This window comes from Propionivibrio soli, from assembly GCF_025770765.1.
Taxonomy (GTDB): domain Bacteria; phylum Pseudomonadota; class Gammaproteobacteria; order Burkholderiales; family Rhodocyclaceae; genus Propionivibrio; species Propionivibrio soli.
On sequence record NZ_JANZKY010000002.1, the window covers coordinates 121,402 to 139,281 of the forward strand.

At 62.3% G+C, this 17,880-nt stretch carries 11 protein-coding genes; 1 reads left to right on the forward strand and 10 read right to left on the reverse strand.

Annotated elements, in window-relative coordinates; translation table 11 throughout:
* Positions 1–14 precede the first annotated feature (14 nt).
* Positions 15–332, forward strand: a complete 318-nt coding sequence (locus NZ453_RS22015) for an acyl-CoA carboxylase biotin carboxyl carrier protein subunit (RefSeq protein WP_263768756.1) — start codon at positions 15–17, stop codon at positions 330–332.
* Positions 333–922: 590 nt separating this feature from the next.
* On the opposite strand, the gene NZ453_RS02605 is transcribed toward NZ453_RS22015, so the two are convergent.
* From NZ453_RS02605 to NZ453_RS02645, 10 genes are all read right to left on the reverse strand, one after another.
* The gene (locus NZ453_RS02605; RefSeq protein ID WP_263768757.1) at positions 923–2,557 is read right to left on the reverse strand and encodes a methyl-accepting chemotaxis protein; all 1,635 of its coding nucleotides are present in this window, start codon (positions 2,555–2,557) and stop codon (positions 923–925) included.
* 156 nt (positions 2,558–2,713) lie between these two features.
* Positions 2,714–3,304, reverse strand: coding sequence for a DUF4126 domain-containing protein (locus NZ453_RS02610; RefSeq protein WP_263768758.1), 591 nt, complete (start codon positions 3,302–3,304; stop codon positions 2,714–2,716).
* A gap of 33 nt (positions 3,305–3,337) precedes the next feature.
* Positions 3,338–3,586, reverse strand: coding sequence for a GlsB/YeaQ/YmgE family stress response membrane protein (locus tag NZ453_RS02615; protein WP_263768759.1), 249 nt, complete (start codon positions 3,584–3,586; stop codon positions 3,338–3,340).
* A gap of 124 nt (positions 3,587–3,710) precedes the next feature.
* Positions 3,711–9,518 carry an alpha-2-macroglobulin family protein gene (locus NZ453_RS02620; RefSeq protein ID WP_263768760.1) on the reverse strand — a complete coding sequence of 1,936 codons (5,808 nt, stop codon included), beginning with the start codon at positions 9,516–9,518 and terminating at the stop codon, positions 3,711–3,713.
* The gene (locus NZ453_RS22100) at positions 9,404–9,745 is read right to left on the reverse strand and encodes a DUF1232 domain-containing protein (protein WP_420851586.1); all 342 of its coding nucleotides are present in this window, start codon (positions 9,743–9,745) and stop codon (positions 9,404–9,406) included. Before NZ453_RS22100 ends, NZ453_RS02620 begins: the two co-directional genes overlap by 115 nt.
* Positions 9,746–9,908: 163 nt before the next feature.
* A complete protein-coding gene (gene eno, locus NZ453_RS02625; RefSeq protein ID WP_263768761.1) occupies positions 9,909–11,426 on the reverse strand; it encodes a phosphopyruvate hydratase in 1,518 nt (505 codons plus the stop codon).
* 199 nt (positions 11,427–11,625) lie between these two features.
* Positions 11,626–11,955: a DUF190 domain-containing protein gene (locus NZ453_RS02630; protein ID WP_263768762.1), complete on the reverse strand. Its 330-nt coding sequence runs from the start codon at positions 11,953–11,955 to the stop codon at positions 11,626–11,628.
* Between the two features lie 36 nt (positions 11,956–11,991).
* Positions 11,992–12,372 carry a fluoride efflux transporter CrcB gene (gene crcB, locus NZ453_RS02635; RefSeq protein WP_263768764.1) on the reverse strand — a complete coding sequence of 127 codons (381 nt, stop codon included), beginning with the start codon at positions 12,370–12,372 and terminating at the stop codon, positions 11,992–11,994.
* A gap of 209 nt (positions 12,373–12,581) precedes the next feature.
* A complete protein-coding gene (locus NZ453_RS02640; RefSeq protein WP_263768766.1) occupies positions 12,582–14,267 on the reverse strand; it encodes an AMP-binding protein in 1,686 nt (561 codons plus the stop codon).
* A gap of 173 nt (positions 14,268–14,440) precedes the next feature.
* The gene (locus NZ453_RS02645) at positions 14,441–17,728 is read right to left on the reverse strand and encodes a UvrD-helicase domain-containing protein (protein ID WP_263768767.1); all 3,288 of its coding nucleotides are present in this window, start codon (positions 17,726–17,728) and stop codon (positions 14,441–14,443) included.
* Positions 17,729–17,880: the final 152 nt, after the last annotated feature.

Genomic DNA, 17,880 nt, shown 5'->3' on the forward strand with positions numbered 1-17,880 from the left:
GGGGGAGAAGAAGCGTGAGTGAACAGGAACAATTCACCGAGATCGCGCTCGAGTCCGGCACCTTCGCATCGCGCACGACGAAGAAATTCGCCCAGCGCAAACTCTTCGAGAAACAGGATCCGAAGGTTATCAAAGCGAAGATTCCGGGTGCGATCGAGAGCGTCAGCGCGCAAGTCGGCATGTCGGTCTACACCGGCGATACCTTGATGATTCTCGAAGCCATGAAGATGCACAACCGCATCAAGGCGCCGCTGTCGGGGAAGGTCAAGGTCATCCACGTGGCGCCGGGAGACAAGATCGTCAAGGGCCAGGTTCTGCTCGAGTTGGAGTAGTCGTCTCAAGCACAGGCAGGACCAGCATAATCGGCGGGTAATTCCAATTCCGCCCGACAACACGCGGCGCGGCGCGACCGATCAACGGCCGCGCCGCGTTTTTTTGTCCATATGAAGCAGGCACGTTTCCCGCTCGTTGGTTTTATCAGCATTTGCGGGCCTTTCAGCGGAAACTACGGATACACAATCAGGCCTCGCAGTGGGAGCATGACGTCAGCAGATCAAGAAGTGCCCTTTTCAGCTCGGAGGCTCTATGACTTGCAAGCGGGGATGTGATCGACGTGTTCACCATTCCGGCCCTCCAAGTGGATGTGCAGAGCGCCGCCGCACGGGCGAGCGTCGCCGGACGGGCGTGATGGTTGCGTCATACGAACAGTTCGAAATGCTAATGGCCGTTTTGGGCTACCGACGCCAGCGTCAGGATAACGAAAGGGATTAGTCGGGTCAGGGAGGAGCGCCGGGGCGGGTTTGGACTCCCCGCTCTGCTGGGTGGGCGTCGGCTCAATAAGGGGGAGCCGACGCCACTGGCGCAGCCGACGCATTCTGGTATGCCGGCAGGTTCCGGGGCGGCAAAATAAGGGCTGTCGGGATCAAACGCCGTACTGCGAAACCGCCTTGTTCATCCGTTGAACGACCGCATTGAGCGTTTCGACCGTCGCCTTCGTCTGGGTCACAACGCCCACATTCTGTTCGGTCATGGTCGCCACCCGTTCGACGTTCTGCGCCATCTCGGTCATCGCCGTTTGCTGCTGTTCGGAGGCGTGCGAAATCTCATTGACCATCTGCATCGTGCTCGCCATCTCGACGTTGATCTCGCGCAGCGTTTCCTCCGCCGAGGTGACGAGCTGGACGCCTTCGGACACCTTCTGCGCACCGGCGCGCATGCTTTCGACCGCTGTCCGCGTCTCGGCCTGGATGCTCTCCGTCATCTTCCCGATCTCCTGCGTCGCACGCGTCGTACGCTCGGCAAGCTTTCTCACCTCATCAGCGACGACGGCGAAACCGCGGCCCTGCTCGCCGGCGCGCGCGGCTTCGATCGCCGCATTGAGCGCCAGGAGGTTTGTCTGCTCGGCGATTTCCTTGATCACGCTCGTCACGCGCCCGATCTCTTCGGAACGGTGGCCAAGCGATTCGACATGCTCTGCCGTTTCACGCACGGTGGCCGCCAGCGATTCGATCGTCCGGCTCGCATCGTGCGTGATTTGAGCTCCTTGCTGCGAGACGTCACCCGTCTGCGCCGCCTTCTCCTTCGTCAACTTTGCGTGCTCAGCCACTTCTCCGATCGAAACGGTGACTTCCTCAATCGCGGCCGCCGCGGCGGACGTCGCTTCGCTCTGCTGTTGCGCCGACTCATGGGATACTTTCATGCCGCCGTCGACATCGCCTGCCGCCGAGGCAAGTTGTTTCGCGGTATCGGCGATTCCCTGCAACGTCGCCTGGACCCAGGAAGCAAATTTGTCGACCTTGCGCGCGATGCTGCCGATGATGTCGCTACGATCGATATCGAAACGTTTGTCCAAATCGCCGCTGCGTAGAACGCCCTCGATCCATTGTGACGTATCTTCGAGGTCGCGCCATGTCCTCGGTGCGTAGTAGAACAGGAAGAACAACCCGTAAACAATGGTTAGGACGGCGATCGGCACCGCCACACTGGCGGGCAAGGCCGGTCCGCCGAGTTCGCGGCTTGCCAGGTCCGCGGCCGTCAACAAGGCGGCGGCCCCGATCAAAGACATCTGCGCCTGCAAGGACATCAACCAAACCAGCCAGGCCGGCCGGTTCCGCAGCAGGCGGCCATGCTGAACGCGCAGCGACTTTTCGCCTGCGACAACCCTCTTGTAGCCGTTCTCGGCGGCGGCGATTTCCTGCCGCGACGGCCGCGAACGCACCGACTGATAACCGGTCACCCGACCGCCTTCGCGAACCGGCGAAACGTTGGCCACCACCCAGTAAAACCCGCCGTCCTTGCGCCGGTTCTTGACGATGCCACGCCAGGGCCGTCCGGCCTTCAGATCGCGCCACATATCGGCAAAGGCCTCGGGCGGCATGTCAGGGTGGCGAACGAGGTTATGCGACTGACCGATCATCTCCTCACGCGTGTAATTGCTGACGTCGGCAAAAGCTTGGTTCGCTTCGACAATCACGCCCTTGAGGTCGGTGCTGGAATAGATGAATTCGCCTTCGGGCAGCAGCGTTTCGGTGTTGGTTACGGGAAGATTGACTTTCATTGCGACGGGCTTTTTTTGGATTTGTGGGGTTCAGGACGATCGGAGATGGAAACGGCAAATCGAGCGGATTGTATCCGGGAAAACGGCACGTTCCCGATGAACGTCACCGGGAACCTCGAGTGCACCTCAAAGATAAGAATGACGACGGGAGGGTTTCTAGCTTCGGCGCCCGGTCAGCGTGCGAAAAACGCCGACAACCCCGCGGATGATCTTTGGTAGCAGCCACAGCAGAAATAACACGAAGACGCCGAGAAACACCAGGAAAAACCCTGGGAAAAATACCGCCGCCGACATTCCCGCTGCGGCCGCCACGTCTTCACCCAGCGAGACGGCGAAGTTCGAGAACGGTTCCGGCGACGTGTTGACGAGCGCCCGACCGCTCGCCTTCGCCGCGTGCATGCCGGCGGTCAACGTACCGCCGAGCAAGCCGGCCGCAAGCATCCACGCGGGATCGTGATCGCCCAATGCGAGCGCTGCGAGCAAAGCGCCTGACGGAATACGGATCAGCGTCTGCACACTGTCCCAGACTGAGTCGACCACAGGGATTTTGTCGGCCAAGAACTCGACCACCAGCAGCGTTCCAGAAAGGCCAAGAACCCAAGGATTCTCCAGCGCCTGCAAGGTCGAAGGCAAGTCGAGATATCCGAGCCGGCCGAGGAGTCCGGCTGCGAACACCACGGCGTAGAGCCGCATCCCGCTGGCCCATGCCATGCCGCCCGCCAGGGCCAGGGATTGCAAGACGTCCATGGGGCGAGATACTGATGGGTCCGACTCTAGACTCTACGGACGTTGGCGCAACTTGCCGTAGATGACGAGCAGGATGATGGCCGCGATCACCGACGCGATGAAGCCGGCCCCTTCGCCCGCGCGGTACCACCCAAGCATCTGACCGGCGATGCCAGCGGTGAACGATCCGGCAATGCCGAGGAGGATCGTCGCTAGAAACCCCATGTTCTCCTTGCCCGGGTGCAACAGCTTGGCGAACACGCCGATGACGAAACCGAGAACGAGCGTCCAGATGATTCCCATCTTCAGGTCTCCTTGCTTTGCGTGTGGCCTATTTGACGCCGGTTGCGCCGAGGACGCAACTGTCGATCCGGCAGCTTAGAAAAGCGTTCGTCAATGTTGAATGATCGATGTTCCACGTTGCCCCTCACTCGCTCACGACGATCGCCTTGTTCGGCACCTCCCCGAACACCTCCGGCGCATACATCGCTTCGGCCCGGGTGGCTGGCAGAGCGAACTCGCCGGCGTTGCTCAGACGCACAGTGTATTCGACGGTGAACTTCCCCCGCGGCACATAGCTGTAGTACGCACGGAAGGCGTCGAACGTACGCTCGACATACGCCGGCCAGGCATGATTTTCCGGGCGTTCGGCACGCTTTGTACCGGGCTCCTCGCTACCGGGCATGGTGGCGATACGCGAGTCGCGCCCATCGCCTTCGCCGAGGATGCGTGCGCCCGACGGAATCGGATCATTCACCACCACCCAGCTCATTTCCTGCTCAGAGTCGACGGTGAGGCGCACCCGCCAAACGTCGCCGCGCGAAGCCTTGCCAGGTACTTTCTCCTGCACCGGGAAGACTTCTCGCTTGACGCTGAAGCCGTTACTGCGCGCCTCCTTCACCGCCACCGCCGCCAGCACCTGGATCGCTGCCCACGGCTTGCCCTCACCCGCATGCGCGACGCTCAGCGTTTGCGCGTTCGCGGCGGCCGCATTCGCGGGCCATGGGACGAGCACGCGGTTCGCGGATTCGGGCTCGGCCTTCGTTGGCCACGCGAAGTTCTGTATCGGAGTCGGGCCTAGAGCAACACTCGTCGTCCCGTTCACTTCATCGGCCTCGAAGGAATGCCCGAAGCGGTCGAGCGCGATCGTCGCCCACACGTTCGCTACGGTCGTCAGCCAACGCCCGCGCTGCTGGCGCAACATGGCGCCCTGCAATACCGCCGGTAGATCCTCCTTCCAGGCCGGATCGTCGATCACCGCCTCGATCAGCCGGAAGGCATTGGCGTCTCCGTTGACCATCAACCACCACCAGTAGTCCGAGCGCTCGCTGGTGAACACCAGACGCCCGCCGAGATAGGAGAGCCGGTTGCGAATCTCGCGCTCCACGGCGGCAAGCTTAGCCGCTCTTTGCGGCAGCTTTTCCATGCGCTTGGCAATGAGGTACCAGTCGATCAGGGCCGACGTCGGCAAGCGTGCCGGCTCGATCTCCAGACTCGATACGGCCGACGCCGGTGCATGCCCGCGGCGCGTGAGGGCTTCGATCGCGGCGAGCTTGCGCACCACCAGATCGGCCTGCGGCGACCAGTGCGCCGGCTTGATGCGCCCCTCGGCGAAGGCCGCCAAGCCGCGCTCCATACGCTGTGCCGTATCCGGCGGCAGGACAAAACCCGCCGCTTGCGTCGCGGAAAGCAAATATGCCGTAAGCACAGGACTGCCATCGACGTCGTCTCCCGGGAAATAGCGGGCAAGACCGTTGGCATCGAGATACGTCGGCAACGCTTCGACGAGCTGCCGCCAGCGCGCCTCATCGTGGAGACCGATCGCGACCGAGGCTTTCTGTTCGAGGCAGACGAATGGGTAATCGGCGAAGAAGCGCCGCAAACCTGGCGGCGGCGCGGAAAGCCGCGACGACAGGCTGACTTCGATTCCACCGCGCGCCACCGCGCCCGTTCCCCCTCCTGACTTTCCGGTCACGGCTCCCGGTGGAACGGCGACGCCCGTCTCGAGCTTGCCATCCACACGGGCGAATGTCGCCTGTTGCACGGTGACCGGCACCGCCGGCGCCACCTGTTGCACGACGCGCAGCCGGTCCTTGCCGGCGCCGCCCTTCTCGACCGCTTCGAACTCCCAAGCAAGCGACGTTTCGCCCTCCGGAGCCTCCACAGGCCAGGTCAGTTCGGCGGCACTTTCGGCCGCCAGTTTCACCTCACGTGTTTCCAAGGCCCGCCCACCGGCTTGCGCGGAGACGGCAACGGTTATCGCGCGAGCCGTTCCGTTACGCAACGTTAGCAGGGCCGAGAAGCGGTCCTTCTCGCGCACCAACGGCGGCAATCCCGAAATGAGCTGCACGTCCTGCCGGGTGCGCACGCTTGCCGCCCCCGTGCCGAAGAGGCCGGCACCGGCATCGGCGACGGCCACTAACTTGAATTCGCTGAGCGCGTCGTTGAGCGGCACGTCGATCGTCGCCCGCCCCGTGTCGTCCAAGGCCACACGAGGATTCCATAACAGAAGGGTATCGAAGAGCTCACGCGCAGGTGCGCGACCGCCGCCGCCGCCAGGTGGCACAGCTTTCTTGCCGAAATGCCGTTTGCCCACGACCTGCGATTGAGCTGTCGCCGTTTCCACGGCATAGGCGCGCCGCGGCAGCATCGCTTCGAGCAGATTCCAGCTTTCGTTCGGTCTCAATTCGAGCAACGCCTGATCGACGCCGGCGAAAGCGATTTCGGTCCCCGCGGGAACCGGCTTTCCGTCGGGCTGGGTCACGCGCAAACCGACCCGCATCTTGTCGCGCGGCACGTACACCGTTTTCTCCGGCGACACCTCGACCTTGAGCTTGAAGGCATCTATGCCGATATCGAGGCTCGCCAGACCGATCTTGTAAGCCGGCTTGGCGAGGTCGACCATGGCCGTCGGCTGTGCCGGGTTCCACCACTCACGGAACCACGCGACGGGCTCGCGCCATCCCCACGAGAAGAACGAATACCATTTGAGTGGCTCGACGCGCCCGCGCACCGCGAGCACCGAAACGAAGACGTTGGGGCCCCATTCACCCTTGATCGGCAGTTCGATCACCGGCTTGAAACGCGACAGCCGTCGCACGTGGGTTTCGATGATCCCGCCTGCTTCGATCGAGACCAACGCTGTCGCCTCGCGGAACGGCGTGCGTACTTGCAGGCGCGCGGTCTCTCCCGGTGCGTAGCCGTGCTTCTCGGGAATCACGTCGATGCGGTCCTGGTTGCCGGCGGTGAACCACAGGTCACCGCTTCCGGCCACCCAATAGCTCGTTCCTGCATAGGCCACGTTGCCCGCTGCGTCTTGCGTTTCAGCGAGCAGATAAACGTTGCCGGCTTCGCTGCTTTCGACTGTGCAGACAAACTTGCCGCGCGCATCGGTGCGGCCACGGCAGATTTCTCCAATGTCCTTGAACTCGCTGTGGTGTTCGTAGGCGTAGAACCCACCGACGATCCTTTTCCGGTGGCTGTAGTCGATGCGTCGTTTGGCTGCGAGCTTTATCGGCGCATCGGCGACCGGCTTGCCAGCGGTATCGAGCACGAGCAGTTCGACCGCGCCCTTATCGCGCACCGAAGCCCAGTCCTTGACTCGGATTCCGGCGACGAAACCGGAAGGTGCAAGTTCGACCGAGCCGTGGATCGTTTGCACCTCGCCGGTCGGGTCGGCGAACGTCATTTCGGTGTACAGCTCGCTCGGCCCTTTGATGCGCGCGGGCAACGCGACGGACAGTTTTCCGGCCCCCGTCTGGTCCAGCGTGACGGGCAGGCGGTTGGCGACGAGTTGTTCCCGCTCGCGTCCGTCATCGACGGCGAAGGCGGAACGCCCTTCGGAATCGAAGTCGACCGTAAACTGGAATCCGTCGTACCCCTTGTACTCCGGCCACCGCGGACGCAGCGTGGCGGAGACCTCGACCTTCGCCCCCTTGGCGACACCTCCATTGAGGAAGGAAAGACCGAGCGCCAGCGGTATATCCTTCGGCGCGATGAGGCGATCCGGAACTCCCTGCACGCTGCCCGTGAAGGCTGGCAGCCGGAAATCGGAGACCGTGAAGCTGCCGCTCTCCACAGCACCGCCGACGTCTCGTCCCTTTGCTTCGTTCGCCGCGGCGAGTTCGACTGTATATACGCCGCGCTTGGCCGACGCAGGAATCGTCCACTGGCTCGTTGCCACGCCGCGCCGGTCCCAGGTAACCGCCTGCCGGAATTCGTCCCCGCTTCCCGCATGGCGAATGATCATCTGCCCAGGCAAGGCGCCCGGCTCGGGAAAAGCGAAGCCTCGGCTGGTGCGCTCGCGCGCAATGTGTTTCATCGAGACGATCTGCCCGGCGCGCAACAAACTGCGGTCGAAAACCGTGTGAATCTTGCGCGGCTCCGCCTCGCCCCAGGTTTCCACGCCAAACCGCCAAGACTCGATGCCCTCGTTCCAATCCGATCGGACGAAGCTGTAATCCTCACCCAGGCGGGCGCTGGCAAAGAGGTAGCTCGTCCCCCGGCAGTCCGGGACCGGCAGCGCGACATCCACGAGCGCGCGCCCCTGTGCGTCGGTGCGCCCCTGCCAGAGCGATTTTCCGCCGCAATCGGACACGCGCACTTCGGCCCCGGCAACCGGTTTCCCCGTATCGAGCGTCGTCACCCAAACAAGTCCGTTGTCATTGCCGCGCTTCAGATGAACCGCCATGTTGGTGACGAGCGCCGAGGCCCGCACGTACATCGGTCGCGGAGAAGCAAGCAAGGCTTCGCCGAGCAGTCGGCTTTCGATCTCGACGATATGGAACCCGGGCTTGGCGAGCGGGACCCCGACGACTTCAGTCTCCTTCCATGCGTCGCCCTCGCGCGGTGCCGGCAGTTCGCGGCGCTCGACACCGCTCTTGCCCTGCAGGAAAGGCAATTCGCGTGCGTAATAGGGATCTTCCGCCTCGTATTGCTCCTTTCCCTGCCCAACCTTCACTTTGCGCGTTTGCTGTTCAAAACGCTCCAACGCGTTGATCGCAGCGATCACGTTGCCGTCGTCGGTCAGGCGTTGGTCGGAAAAGCGATGGGCGTCTGCCGCCGGCAGGCGCAGGTTCCCGACCGGCAGGCGTGCCTCGACGTGCCGCAACGCGACGGGCAGCACGCCGCCTTCTTTCAGTTCGAGAATGCCGAAAGCGCCCTGGAACTTTGCAAGCGGCGGCAGCGTGCCGATACGGATGCGTAGCGGGAAACTGGCGGCGTTTTCGAGCGCCCGCCCCGTTTCATCCTTCAGCCCGGCCGGCAATTCGATGCGCAACTCCGCGTTCTGCGGCAATGGCTTGGCGAACATGACCTCGCTCACCGTATTCGGCTGGCCACTCTCGCCACCCGATGCGGCGGGCGAACGGCTCCCTTCCGCGGTGATGAGGCGCGCTCCGGCAACACGCGTCGCGTCCACGGGCGCCGAAAACTGGATACGCAAATCCGAAAGCGGAGAGCAAGGCGCCGTGGGCTTCTCGCGCTCGCAGGTGAAGGTCGCGCGAAACGGCTCGCGCACCGTGTACGTGAAACTCTCGCCTCGGCTCGTCCTCGCTCCCGAGTCCGACTCAACACCCTTCCCCCACACGAGCCGCATCTTCGCCCCGGCCGGCAGACGCTCCGCACACGAGAGAAGCAGTGTCCCGGGCTTCACCTCCCGGTGCATTGAGGCCGCAACAGCGTCCCGCGTCGCCTCAGGTTCGACGCGAACGGGAATGCGGTTGCCGATGCCGTCGGCTTCGCACCACACGTTGCTCTCTACCGACGCGCGTTTCAGCGTACCGCTCGCTTCGATGAGAAACGCCTGATCCTCCTCGATCGCCGCTCCCGGCCGAGGCGTCAGCGACCGCGGCCATGGCCCCGGCGCGAAGAAGGCGTACGAAGCGGGGCTCGCCACGGCCTCTCCACCGCGCGTCTTCAACCCGGACTTGAGTCGAAAATCGCAGCGCTCGCCGGGTACCAACGGACGTTCGAGCACGAACGACCATGAACGCCCGTCTGTCCAGCGCCCCTTGCCCTTTACGACTCCGCAGTCGACATCGAACGGAGGCAGCGCATCGGATTGCCCGAGCAAAACCATCTCCGAGGTAAACACGGCCGTGGCCCGGACCTGCCGGTCAACTACACCCTGCGGCGTGAACTGCCGTATCCCTTCGGCATGCGACGAAGCAACGGCCGCCGCCCCGAAGATGATAGTGAACAACAGCCGAAGCCCACCGCAAAAACCTGATGGCATGTCGCCCCCGAATGACGTTTGGTAGTCGGACGATTATAGACGTTCGGCTTGAAAACCGGATTCGGCGACGTTGGCTCGCGCTTGATCTGACGATCGACTGCGGCGAGGATCGGGATGAAATCGGGATTCAGATCGATGGGACGCAGCACGTAAGCCACGACGGTAAAAGCAAGCAGCCGTACAAAGGTATACGCGAATCGCGGGCAACGACGTAAATCGTCCTGCATGCTGCTGCAGCCGAATCACCACTCCCGGCACTTCGCAAGGACTGCCATGCTCTATCGAATTGACGCAGAAGCTGTGAGCGGATCATCGTGGCAGGTAGCCGGCGCACGGCCAAAAAAAAAGCACCGCCGAAGCGGTGCTTTCTTAGCGAACGAGGTGAATCGGTTAGAAACCGGCGCCCTTGATCGACTTCTGGCCCTTGTAGAGAGCCTTGGCGGCGAGTTGTTCTTCGATACGGAGCAATTGGTTGTACTTGCAGATGCGATCCGTACGCGACAGCGAACCCGTCTTGATCTGGCCGGCACCCGTACCGACAGCGAGGTCGGCGATGAACGAGTCTTCGGTTTCACCGGAGCGGTGCGACGAGATCACGCCGTAGCCGGCCTTCTGCGCCATCTTGATGGCATCCAGGGTTTCGGTAACGGTACCGATCTGGTTGACCTTGATCAGGATCGCATTGGCGGCGCCCATGCCGATGCCCTTCTTCAGGCGGCCCGGGTTGGTGACGAAGAAGTCGTCGCCGACGATCTGCACCTTCTTGCCGAGGGCCTTCGTAAACTTCACGTAGCCTTCCCAGTCGTTCTGGTCGAGGCCGTCTTCGATCGATACGATCGGGTACTTCTTCACCCACTCTTCGTACTTGGCGATCATGTCGTCGGCGGTGAACAGCTTCTCGGGGTTCGACTTCCAGAACTTGTAGCCTTCGCGCTTGCCTTCGTCGAACAGCTCCGAGGACGCGCAATCGAGGGCGATGGCGATCTGCTTGCCGGCCTTGTAGCCCGCGGCTTCGATCGCTTGCATGATGACTTCGAGCGCTTGGTCGTTCGAGAGGTTCGGAGCGAAGCCGCCTTCGTCGCCGACGGCGGTGACGTGGCCGCCCTTCTTCAGGATGCTCTTCAGCGCATGGAACACTTCGGTGATCCATTGCAGACCTTGCGAGAAGGTCTTCGCGCCCACCGGCATGATCATGAATTCCTGGAAGTCGATCAGGTTGTCAGCGTGCTTGCCGCCGTTGATGATGTTCGCCATCGGGGTCGGCAACACGAACTCGCGGTTCTTGTGCAGTTTGCCGATGTACTTCCACAGCGGCATCTTGCTTACGTTCGCCGCGGCAACCGTGATGGCCATCGAGGCGCCGAGCAGCGCATTGGCGCCGAGCTTGGACTTGTTGGGCGTGCCGTCGAGGGCGATCATCGCCTCGTCGAGCGCACGTTGATCGAGCGGATTCTTGCCCTTGAGCAGCTTGGCGATCGGGCCGTTCACCGCATTCACGGCTTTCAGGACGCCCTTGCCGAGGTACACCTTCTTGTTGCCATCGCGCAGTTCGCACGCTTCGAATTCGCCGGTGGATGCGCCCGATGGAACGGCGGCGCGGGCCAGGAAGCCATTGTCGAGCAGGATGTCGACTTCAACGGTCGGGTTGCCGCGCGAGTCGAGGATCTGACGGCCGACAATCTTGCTGATCTTAACGAAAGGCGCTGCAGCCACTTTCTTCGCTGCGACGGTTTTCTTAGCGGGAGCTGCCTTCTTGGCGGGAACTGCCTTCTTAGCAGGAGCAGCCTTGGCCGGTGCGGCCTTCTTGGCGACGACAGCCTTCTTCACCGCGACGGCCTTCTTGGCGGGAGCAGCTGTTTTGGCGGGAGCGGCTTTCTTGGTGGATGTGGCTTTTTCGACTTTGGCCATTTTAAATTTCCATTGCAGAAGTTGATAAAGAAACGCTGTGGAGAAACAGAGAAAGGCGAGAGTATACAACGGAATGCCGGCGGAGTTGGCACCGTAAAGCCGCGCAGATCTTGCCATGCGGACTTTTTGTCGCTACAGCGCAACTCGAGCCGCGATCATCGTGTCACCAGTCGACGCAAACAAAATGCCGAAGGCATTTTTAGTTCTTTGCCTCGGTAACGCCGAAATGCGCTGGTATGCGCGCATAAAAAACGCGCAGGCCTGCGTCGCTCACCTGGCGCAACAACTGCTCGGCCTCTTTATCGCTGACGATGAATTCGACCTCGATTCCTGTGCCTCCAGCGAGTTCAAAGAAGCGGCGCTCATGCACGGCGTGCCGCCGGCCGAAACCGCCGACGGCCCGAAACGCCGAGCCGCCGCGTACTCCGAGCGCGTTCGCTGTCTCCAGCAGCCACTCCCAAAGCAGGACAGAGCCGTGGCTCTGGTTCTCGTCTACGTAGAAACGGAGAAAGGTTCCCGAGTCTTCCATGCCACTCTCCTCCTTGCGCGATTGGTCTTTGCCGTATCAACGGCGCAGCAGGTAAATCGTACCCATGCCCGCAAATGTCATCAGCACGGAGCCAACGACGTGCACGCCCACGGCAGCGAAGGCCCAACTGATGCGCCCTTGTTGAAGCAACGTCGTGACCTCGGCCGAGAAAGTCGAAAAGGTGGTAAGCCCTCCGCAGAAACCAGTGATGATGAATAGTCGCCATTCCGGTGGAACGGCGGCATACGTCGCGAAGAAGGCGATGCCGAGACCGATGACATAGGCGCCGACAAGATTCGCGGCGACCGTACCGGGCGGCACGGTGGGAAAGAGCGCGTTCAGCTTGGCACCCAGTTGCCAACGAAGCAACGCCCCGAGCGCAGCGCCAAGTGCGATGGCAATGATCGACTTCCACATGATCCGGTCTTTTCTTCTTTCTATTTCGGCTGTGCCGCTTCTCGGGCACGTAACGCAACGAGCAAATTCCCACTCGCACCCTTTACCGCCATTTACCCACAAAAACTGTGGATAACTCTGTGTGCTTGTTGTGTTCTCGCCGACGAACGCCTTGCCCCATCGGGGGCTCGTCGGTACTGCTTAACAAACGGGCAGCCGCACGAGGAATCTCAACCGGCTTTTCCCTGTGCCGATTGCTCTTCGCGCAACGCACGGCGCAACACTTTGCCGAGGTTGGTCTTGGGCAAGGTATCACGGAATTCAATTCGGCTCGGTACCTTGTAGCGGGTGAGAAGTTTCCGGCAATGCGCGATGAGTTCGGCGGCCTCGACGCTACCCTCCTTGCGAACGACGAAGGCCTTTACTGCCTCTCCCGTTTTATCGTCCGGTACGCCGATCGCAGCGGCCTCGAGGACAGCCGGATGCATCATCAGCACGTCCTCGATCTCCGTCGGATAGACGTTGAAGCCCGAGACGATGATCATGTCCTTCTTGCGATCGACGATGCGCAAATAGCCCCTCTCGTCCATCACCACGATGTCGCCAGTGCGCAAAAAACCATCCGGCATGAAAACGTTCGCCGTCTCCTCTGACTGGTTGTAGTAACCCTTCATCACCTGCGGCCCGCGAACGCAGAGTTCGCCGCGCTCCCCAAGCGGCACGTCGACGCCGTTGTCATCACGTATGGCGACCTCGGTCGATGGAATCGGCAGGCCGATCGAGCCATTGTGCTCCGGTATGTCGATAGGATTGATCGTCGCCGCGGGGGAGGTCTCGGTCAGTCCATAGGCCTCTACGAGCGGCTTGCCCGTCACCTTCTTCCAGCGCTCGGCGACCGAACGCTGCACCGCGGTACCGCCGCCGAGAGAGACCTTCATATGGCTGAAATCGAGCCGTGCGAAACGCTCGTTATTGAGCAGGCCGTTGAACAAGGTGTTGACGCCGGTGATGATCGTAAACCGGTAGCGCGAGAGTTCGGAGACAAAGCCGGGAATATCGCGGGGGTTCGTGATGAGGAGATTCGTCCCCCCAACCTTGATGAACATAAAGCAGTTCGCCGTCATGGCGAAAATGTGATACAGCGGCAACGCCGTCACCACGAACTCACCATCCTCGAGCACCACCGACTTGACCCAGGCATGCGCTTGCGCCACGTTCGCCAGGATATTGCGATGGCTCAGCATCGCCCCCTTGGAAACTCCCGTTGTGCCACCCGTGTATTGGAGAAAGGCGAGGTCATCGGAAAATACCGGGAGAGGCTTGAACCCCACGCGCCCGCCGCGGGCGAGAGCAAGGTTGAAGTCGACCGCGTTCGGTATCGCCCACGGCCGGACAAGGCGCTTGATGTACTTGACGACGAAGTTCACCGCCGGTCCCTTGACGATGCCGAGCATATCGCCGAGGCGCGCAATCACAACGTTCCTGACCGGTGTCGAAGTGATGACTTCTGCCAGCGTGTGGGCGAAGTTTTCGAGAATGACGATCGTCTCGGCGCCCGAGTCCGATAGCTGATGTTCCAGCTCGCGCGGCATGTACATCGGGTTGCAGTTGACCACGATGTATCCCGCCCGCAAAGCCCCGAACATGCAAATCGGGTACTGGAGCACATTCGGCATCATGATTGCGATGCGTGACCCCTTGGGCAGCTTTAGTTCGTTCTGCAGGTACCCAGCAAAATACCGCGAGAGTTTGTCGAGTTCGCCGTACGTAATGCGCGCGCCCATGCAAATGTAGGCCACCCGGTCGCGGAAGCGAGCAACACTCGACTCGAAGAGGTGGCCGAGCGATTCGTATTCTCGGACATCCACTTCGGCAGGCACGCCCGGCTGATAACTTTGAAGCCAGATCCTTTCCACTATCCCCCCAATTTCAATTCGTCGCACGCCCCCACCGCAACGGGTGTTATTTGCACCGCGTATCCCGCTGCGCCTCCTTTACCCGCGCAACCGTCCAGCCCCGGCGAGGCCGCTTCGGCTCGAATCCTAGTCCATCCCGCCTAGACGGAAAAGCCACGGCCGTCGTCGCCGAATCACACTTCGACCAGCGAGGCGTCAGAAAATACCAGCATGCCGCGTGCCTTCCGGTCAGGGAAAACCTCACTCACGGTACGGCAATAAGCGGTCACCTGCTCTCGATAATCGGCGATGCGCGACGTATCACCATGCGAGCTCTTGTAATCGAGGACCCAGATCTCGTCGTCGAACTCGACTAGGCGGTCAATTCGCCGCACCTCGCCGACGGCGCTCGTCAGTTCAACCTCGTTCCAGGCCCGGCGGAACCGTGTCGGGTCGAAGAAGCGCTGCAGCGGCGCCGCCTGCAGCAAGCGTTCGGCAACCGGCACGACCCGTTGATACTCGGGGTCACTGAATCCCATCTTCCGCCACCATCCATGTTGTGCGTTCCCTCCGGTACGCCGTTCGAGCAGCGCATGCAGAAGGATTCCGAAACGTTCAGCGGCGTCGGGCGTCTCCCGGCGCTCACCCACAACCGGCATGGCGGGAGCGGGAGAAGGCTCGGACGCCGCCCGCTCACCGGCGGGTTCGCCTATGGCTCGGGGCCATTCGTCGCCATAGGCCGTTGCGCCGCCGAGCTTACGCACTGCGGCTTCAAGCCGCCGATACGGTGTCTCGTCGCTATCGCGCGCGTTCTCGATACCGCTGGCAAAAAACACCTGGCGTGCCCGCGTGATCGCCACGTACAGAAGGTTCAACTCCTCACGCTTTGCCGCGGCGGCCTCCTGCTCGAACATCGCCTGTCGCGCCGCCCCTCGATCCTCCTTGCAGCCATAGAACGAGACATGCCGCGGCGCCGAATCCTCGGGCGGCCAGTCGACGAGCAGGTCCCAGGCTTCCTGGGCGCGCGGAACGCCGTTGGCGCCGAGCAGCCAGACGATAGGCGCTTCGAGACCTTTCGCGCCGTGGATGGTGAGAATACGCACGCGGCCGTCGCCCGCCGCTTGTCCGTCGATTGCGCCTTCGTCGGGCGCGTCGTTGACGTCGGCATCCCGCAGATCGCGCAGCTCATCAATGAAGCGCGGCAGGCTGGGGTAACGACCGCCGTCAATGTCGAGCGCCAGAGCGATCATGGCGCGCAGGTTCGCCTCAACCCCCGCCCGCGAGGACTCAGGCGCCGCCAGTCGATAGCGCTCGACGACTTCCCCCTGGTGAAAGATGCGATCGAGCAAGTCATGCGCCGGCAGACGGTCGCTGGCCTGCAGCCAATCGCCAAGGAGGCGGGCGGCACGGGCGAGACGCGGCGGCGCATCGTCGCTTGCGGCTACGGCCACCAACCGTCGCCACCAAGACCCCTCGCGGCGTTCGGCCAGGATCAGGAGCTCGTCGTCACGGCAACCGAACAGCGGGGAACGCAGCGCATGGGCAAGATTCAGGTCGCCCTCCGGCATGACCAGAAACTCGAGCAGTGCCACGACGTCACGGGCTTCAAGCGACGTCAGGAGACCGCCGCGCGATCCGGCATCAAACGGAATGCTGGCGGCAGCCAGCGCCTTTTCGTAGCTAGCGAGGCTGGTGCGGGCCCGCACGAGGAGCATGATGTCGCCGTATCGTGCCGGACGCCGATACGATTGCCCGTCCGCTCGTCTCTCGTCGATCAGCCAGGGCTGTCCGGTATGCCCGACGATCTCACCGAGCTTCGTCGCCAGCGCGGCCGCTTCCTGCTGGATACGCAGGTCCTCCGGTTCCGTATCGGGCTCCAATAACGGATTACGCAAGGTCTCACGCTCTTCGATCTCGGGCGCGTCGCCTTTCCCGCATAGCGGCAGCAATTCAACCCGCCCCGGCAAGGGACCGGCCAGCGACCCCTGCTCGCGGAACGGCGAGAATTCCGGCACACCGAGGAAGAGCGCGTTGACGACGTCCACGATGGCCTGGGCATTACGCCGCGTCGTGTCCTGTGCGCAACGAACGGCGTTGTATTCGCGCTCCAGGAAATCGGCGGCCACGCCGAATAGCCTCGGTTCCGCCCGCCGAAAGCGGTAGATCGACTGCTTGGGATCGCCAACCATGAAGATCACCGGCCGCACGGCGTCTGAATAAGCTTCAAGCCAGGCAAGAAGAATCTGCCATTGCAGCGGGTTAGTGTCCTGGAACTCGTCGAGCAGCACATGCCGATAGCGGGCGTCGAGCCGCGCCTGTACGAACGCCGCCGTCTCCTCGTCGCGCAAAAGGCGCAGGACATTCCATTCGGCATCGACGAAATCGATCTGTCGCCTGTCCTTCTTGAATATGTCGACGTGCGCGAGAAATGCCTCAAACACGGACGCTGTGTGTCGATTGAATTCGAGGATGCGTTCGGCCTTCAGCTTTTCAACACACTCCCTCAGCGATTCGCCGAGCCGCACATGGAGTTCGAGGAAACGCGCCGCGCCCACGGGCGTATAGCGTTTGTCGAGCGCTGCGCCGGGTTTGCGCGAACGGAGGACACCCTCCTTAGTCAACAACGCCGAGCAAAGTCCATTTAGGCATCCTTCTCCACCGGTCTCGACGGCCAATGCCGCACGCAGCTTTGCCGCCGCATCCTGATCGGTCTTCAGCTCGCTCATTTCGAGGAAGCCGAGGTACGCCTGAAAGTCCGCGGCCCAACCGTCTGTAAAAAAATCGTCCAGCGCTTGGCCGCATTCCTCCACGCCGAGTAATTCTCCAAGTTCTCCGACAATCCTGGATGACGCGTCCTCGCCGGCGGCGTAGGCCTGCCATTCGCTTCGTCGGCCGAGCGCCCGGCGCACCAACCGGCGCGTCGCGTCCAGGCCAACGGTATCGAGCAGGAAGATGAAGCTTTGGGTAATCTTCGCTTCTGGCGACTTTTGAAGAACGGCTGCGAACGTCTGCCAGAGTTCGTCAAAGACGCGGGAGTCGGTTTCCACCAACGTCGCCCCAGCGAGGTTCGCCGACAGCGGCGCCGCGTCGACGAGTTGCAGGAACCAACCGTGAAAGGTATTCACAGCCAACGGTGGCTGCGCCGTCAACACCCGCTCGTAGAGGCCGCGGGCGGTACGTAGCGTCTCCTGCCGCTCTTCCCCGAACTGGATGCCTCGCTCGGCAAGGAAGGCAGCGGCCTCGGGTTCCGGTACGGTGGCCAACAGATGCAGCCAGTCGACCACTCGTTCCTCGATTTCACGCGCAGCCTTGCGGGTAAACGTGATCGCCAGGATCTCGCCGGGGGCGACACCGGCCAGCAGCAGGCGTACGACACGCGACGCCAATAGCCATGTTTTGCCGCTACCGGCGCACGCTTCGACGACGACGCTGCGGGAAGGGTTAAGCGCTTGCTCGATCAGGGAATTCGGCGAGTCCGCCACGGTTGGCTCGTCCACAACAAAGCAGGGGGGGCGCGTTCATAGTGCTGCGCCGTCTCATACGGAACCCCATTATAGAGAGTACCGTGCGGAAGACGCAGAGGGCTTCGACAATGAGGCCCTTCTGCCCGTCTTCTGCGCGGTTGATTCCCCTT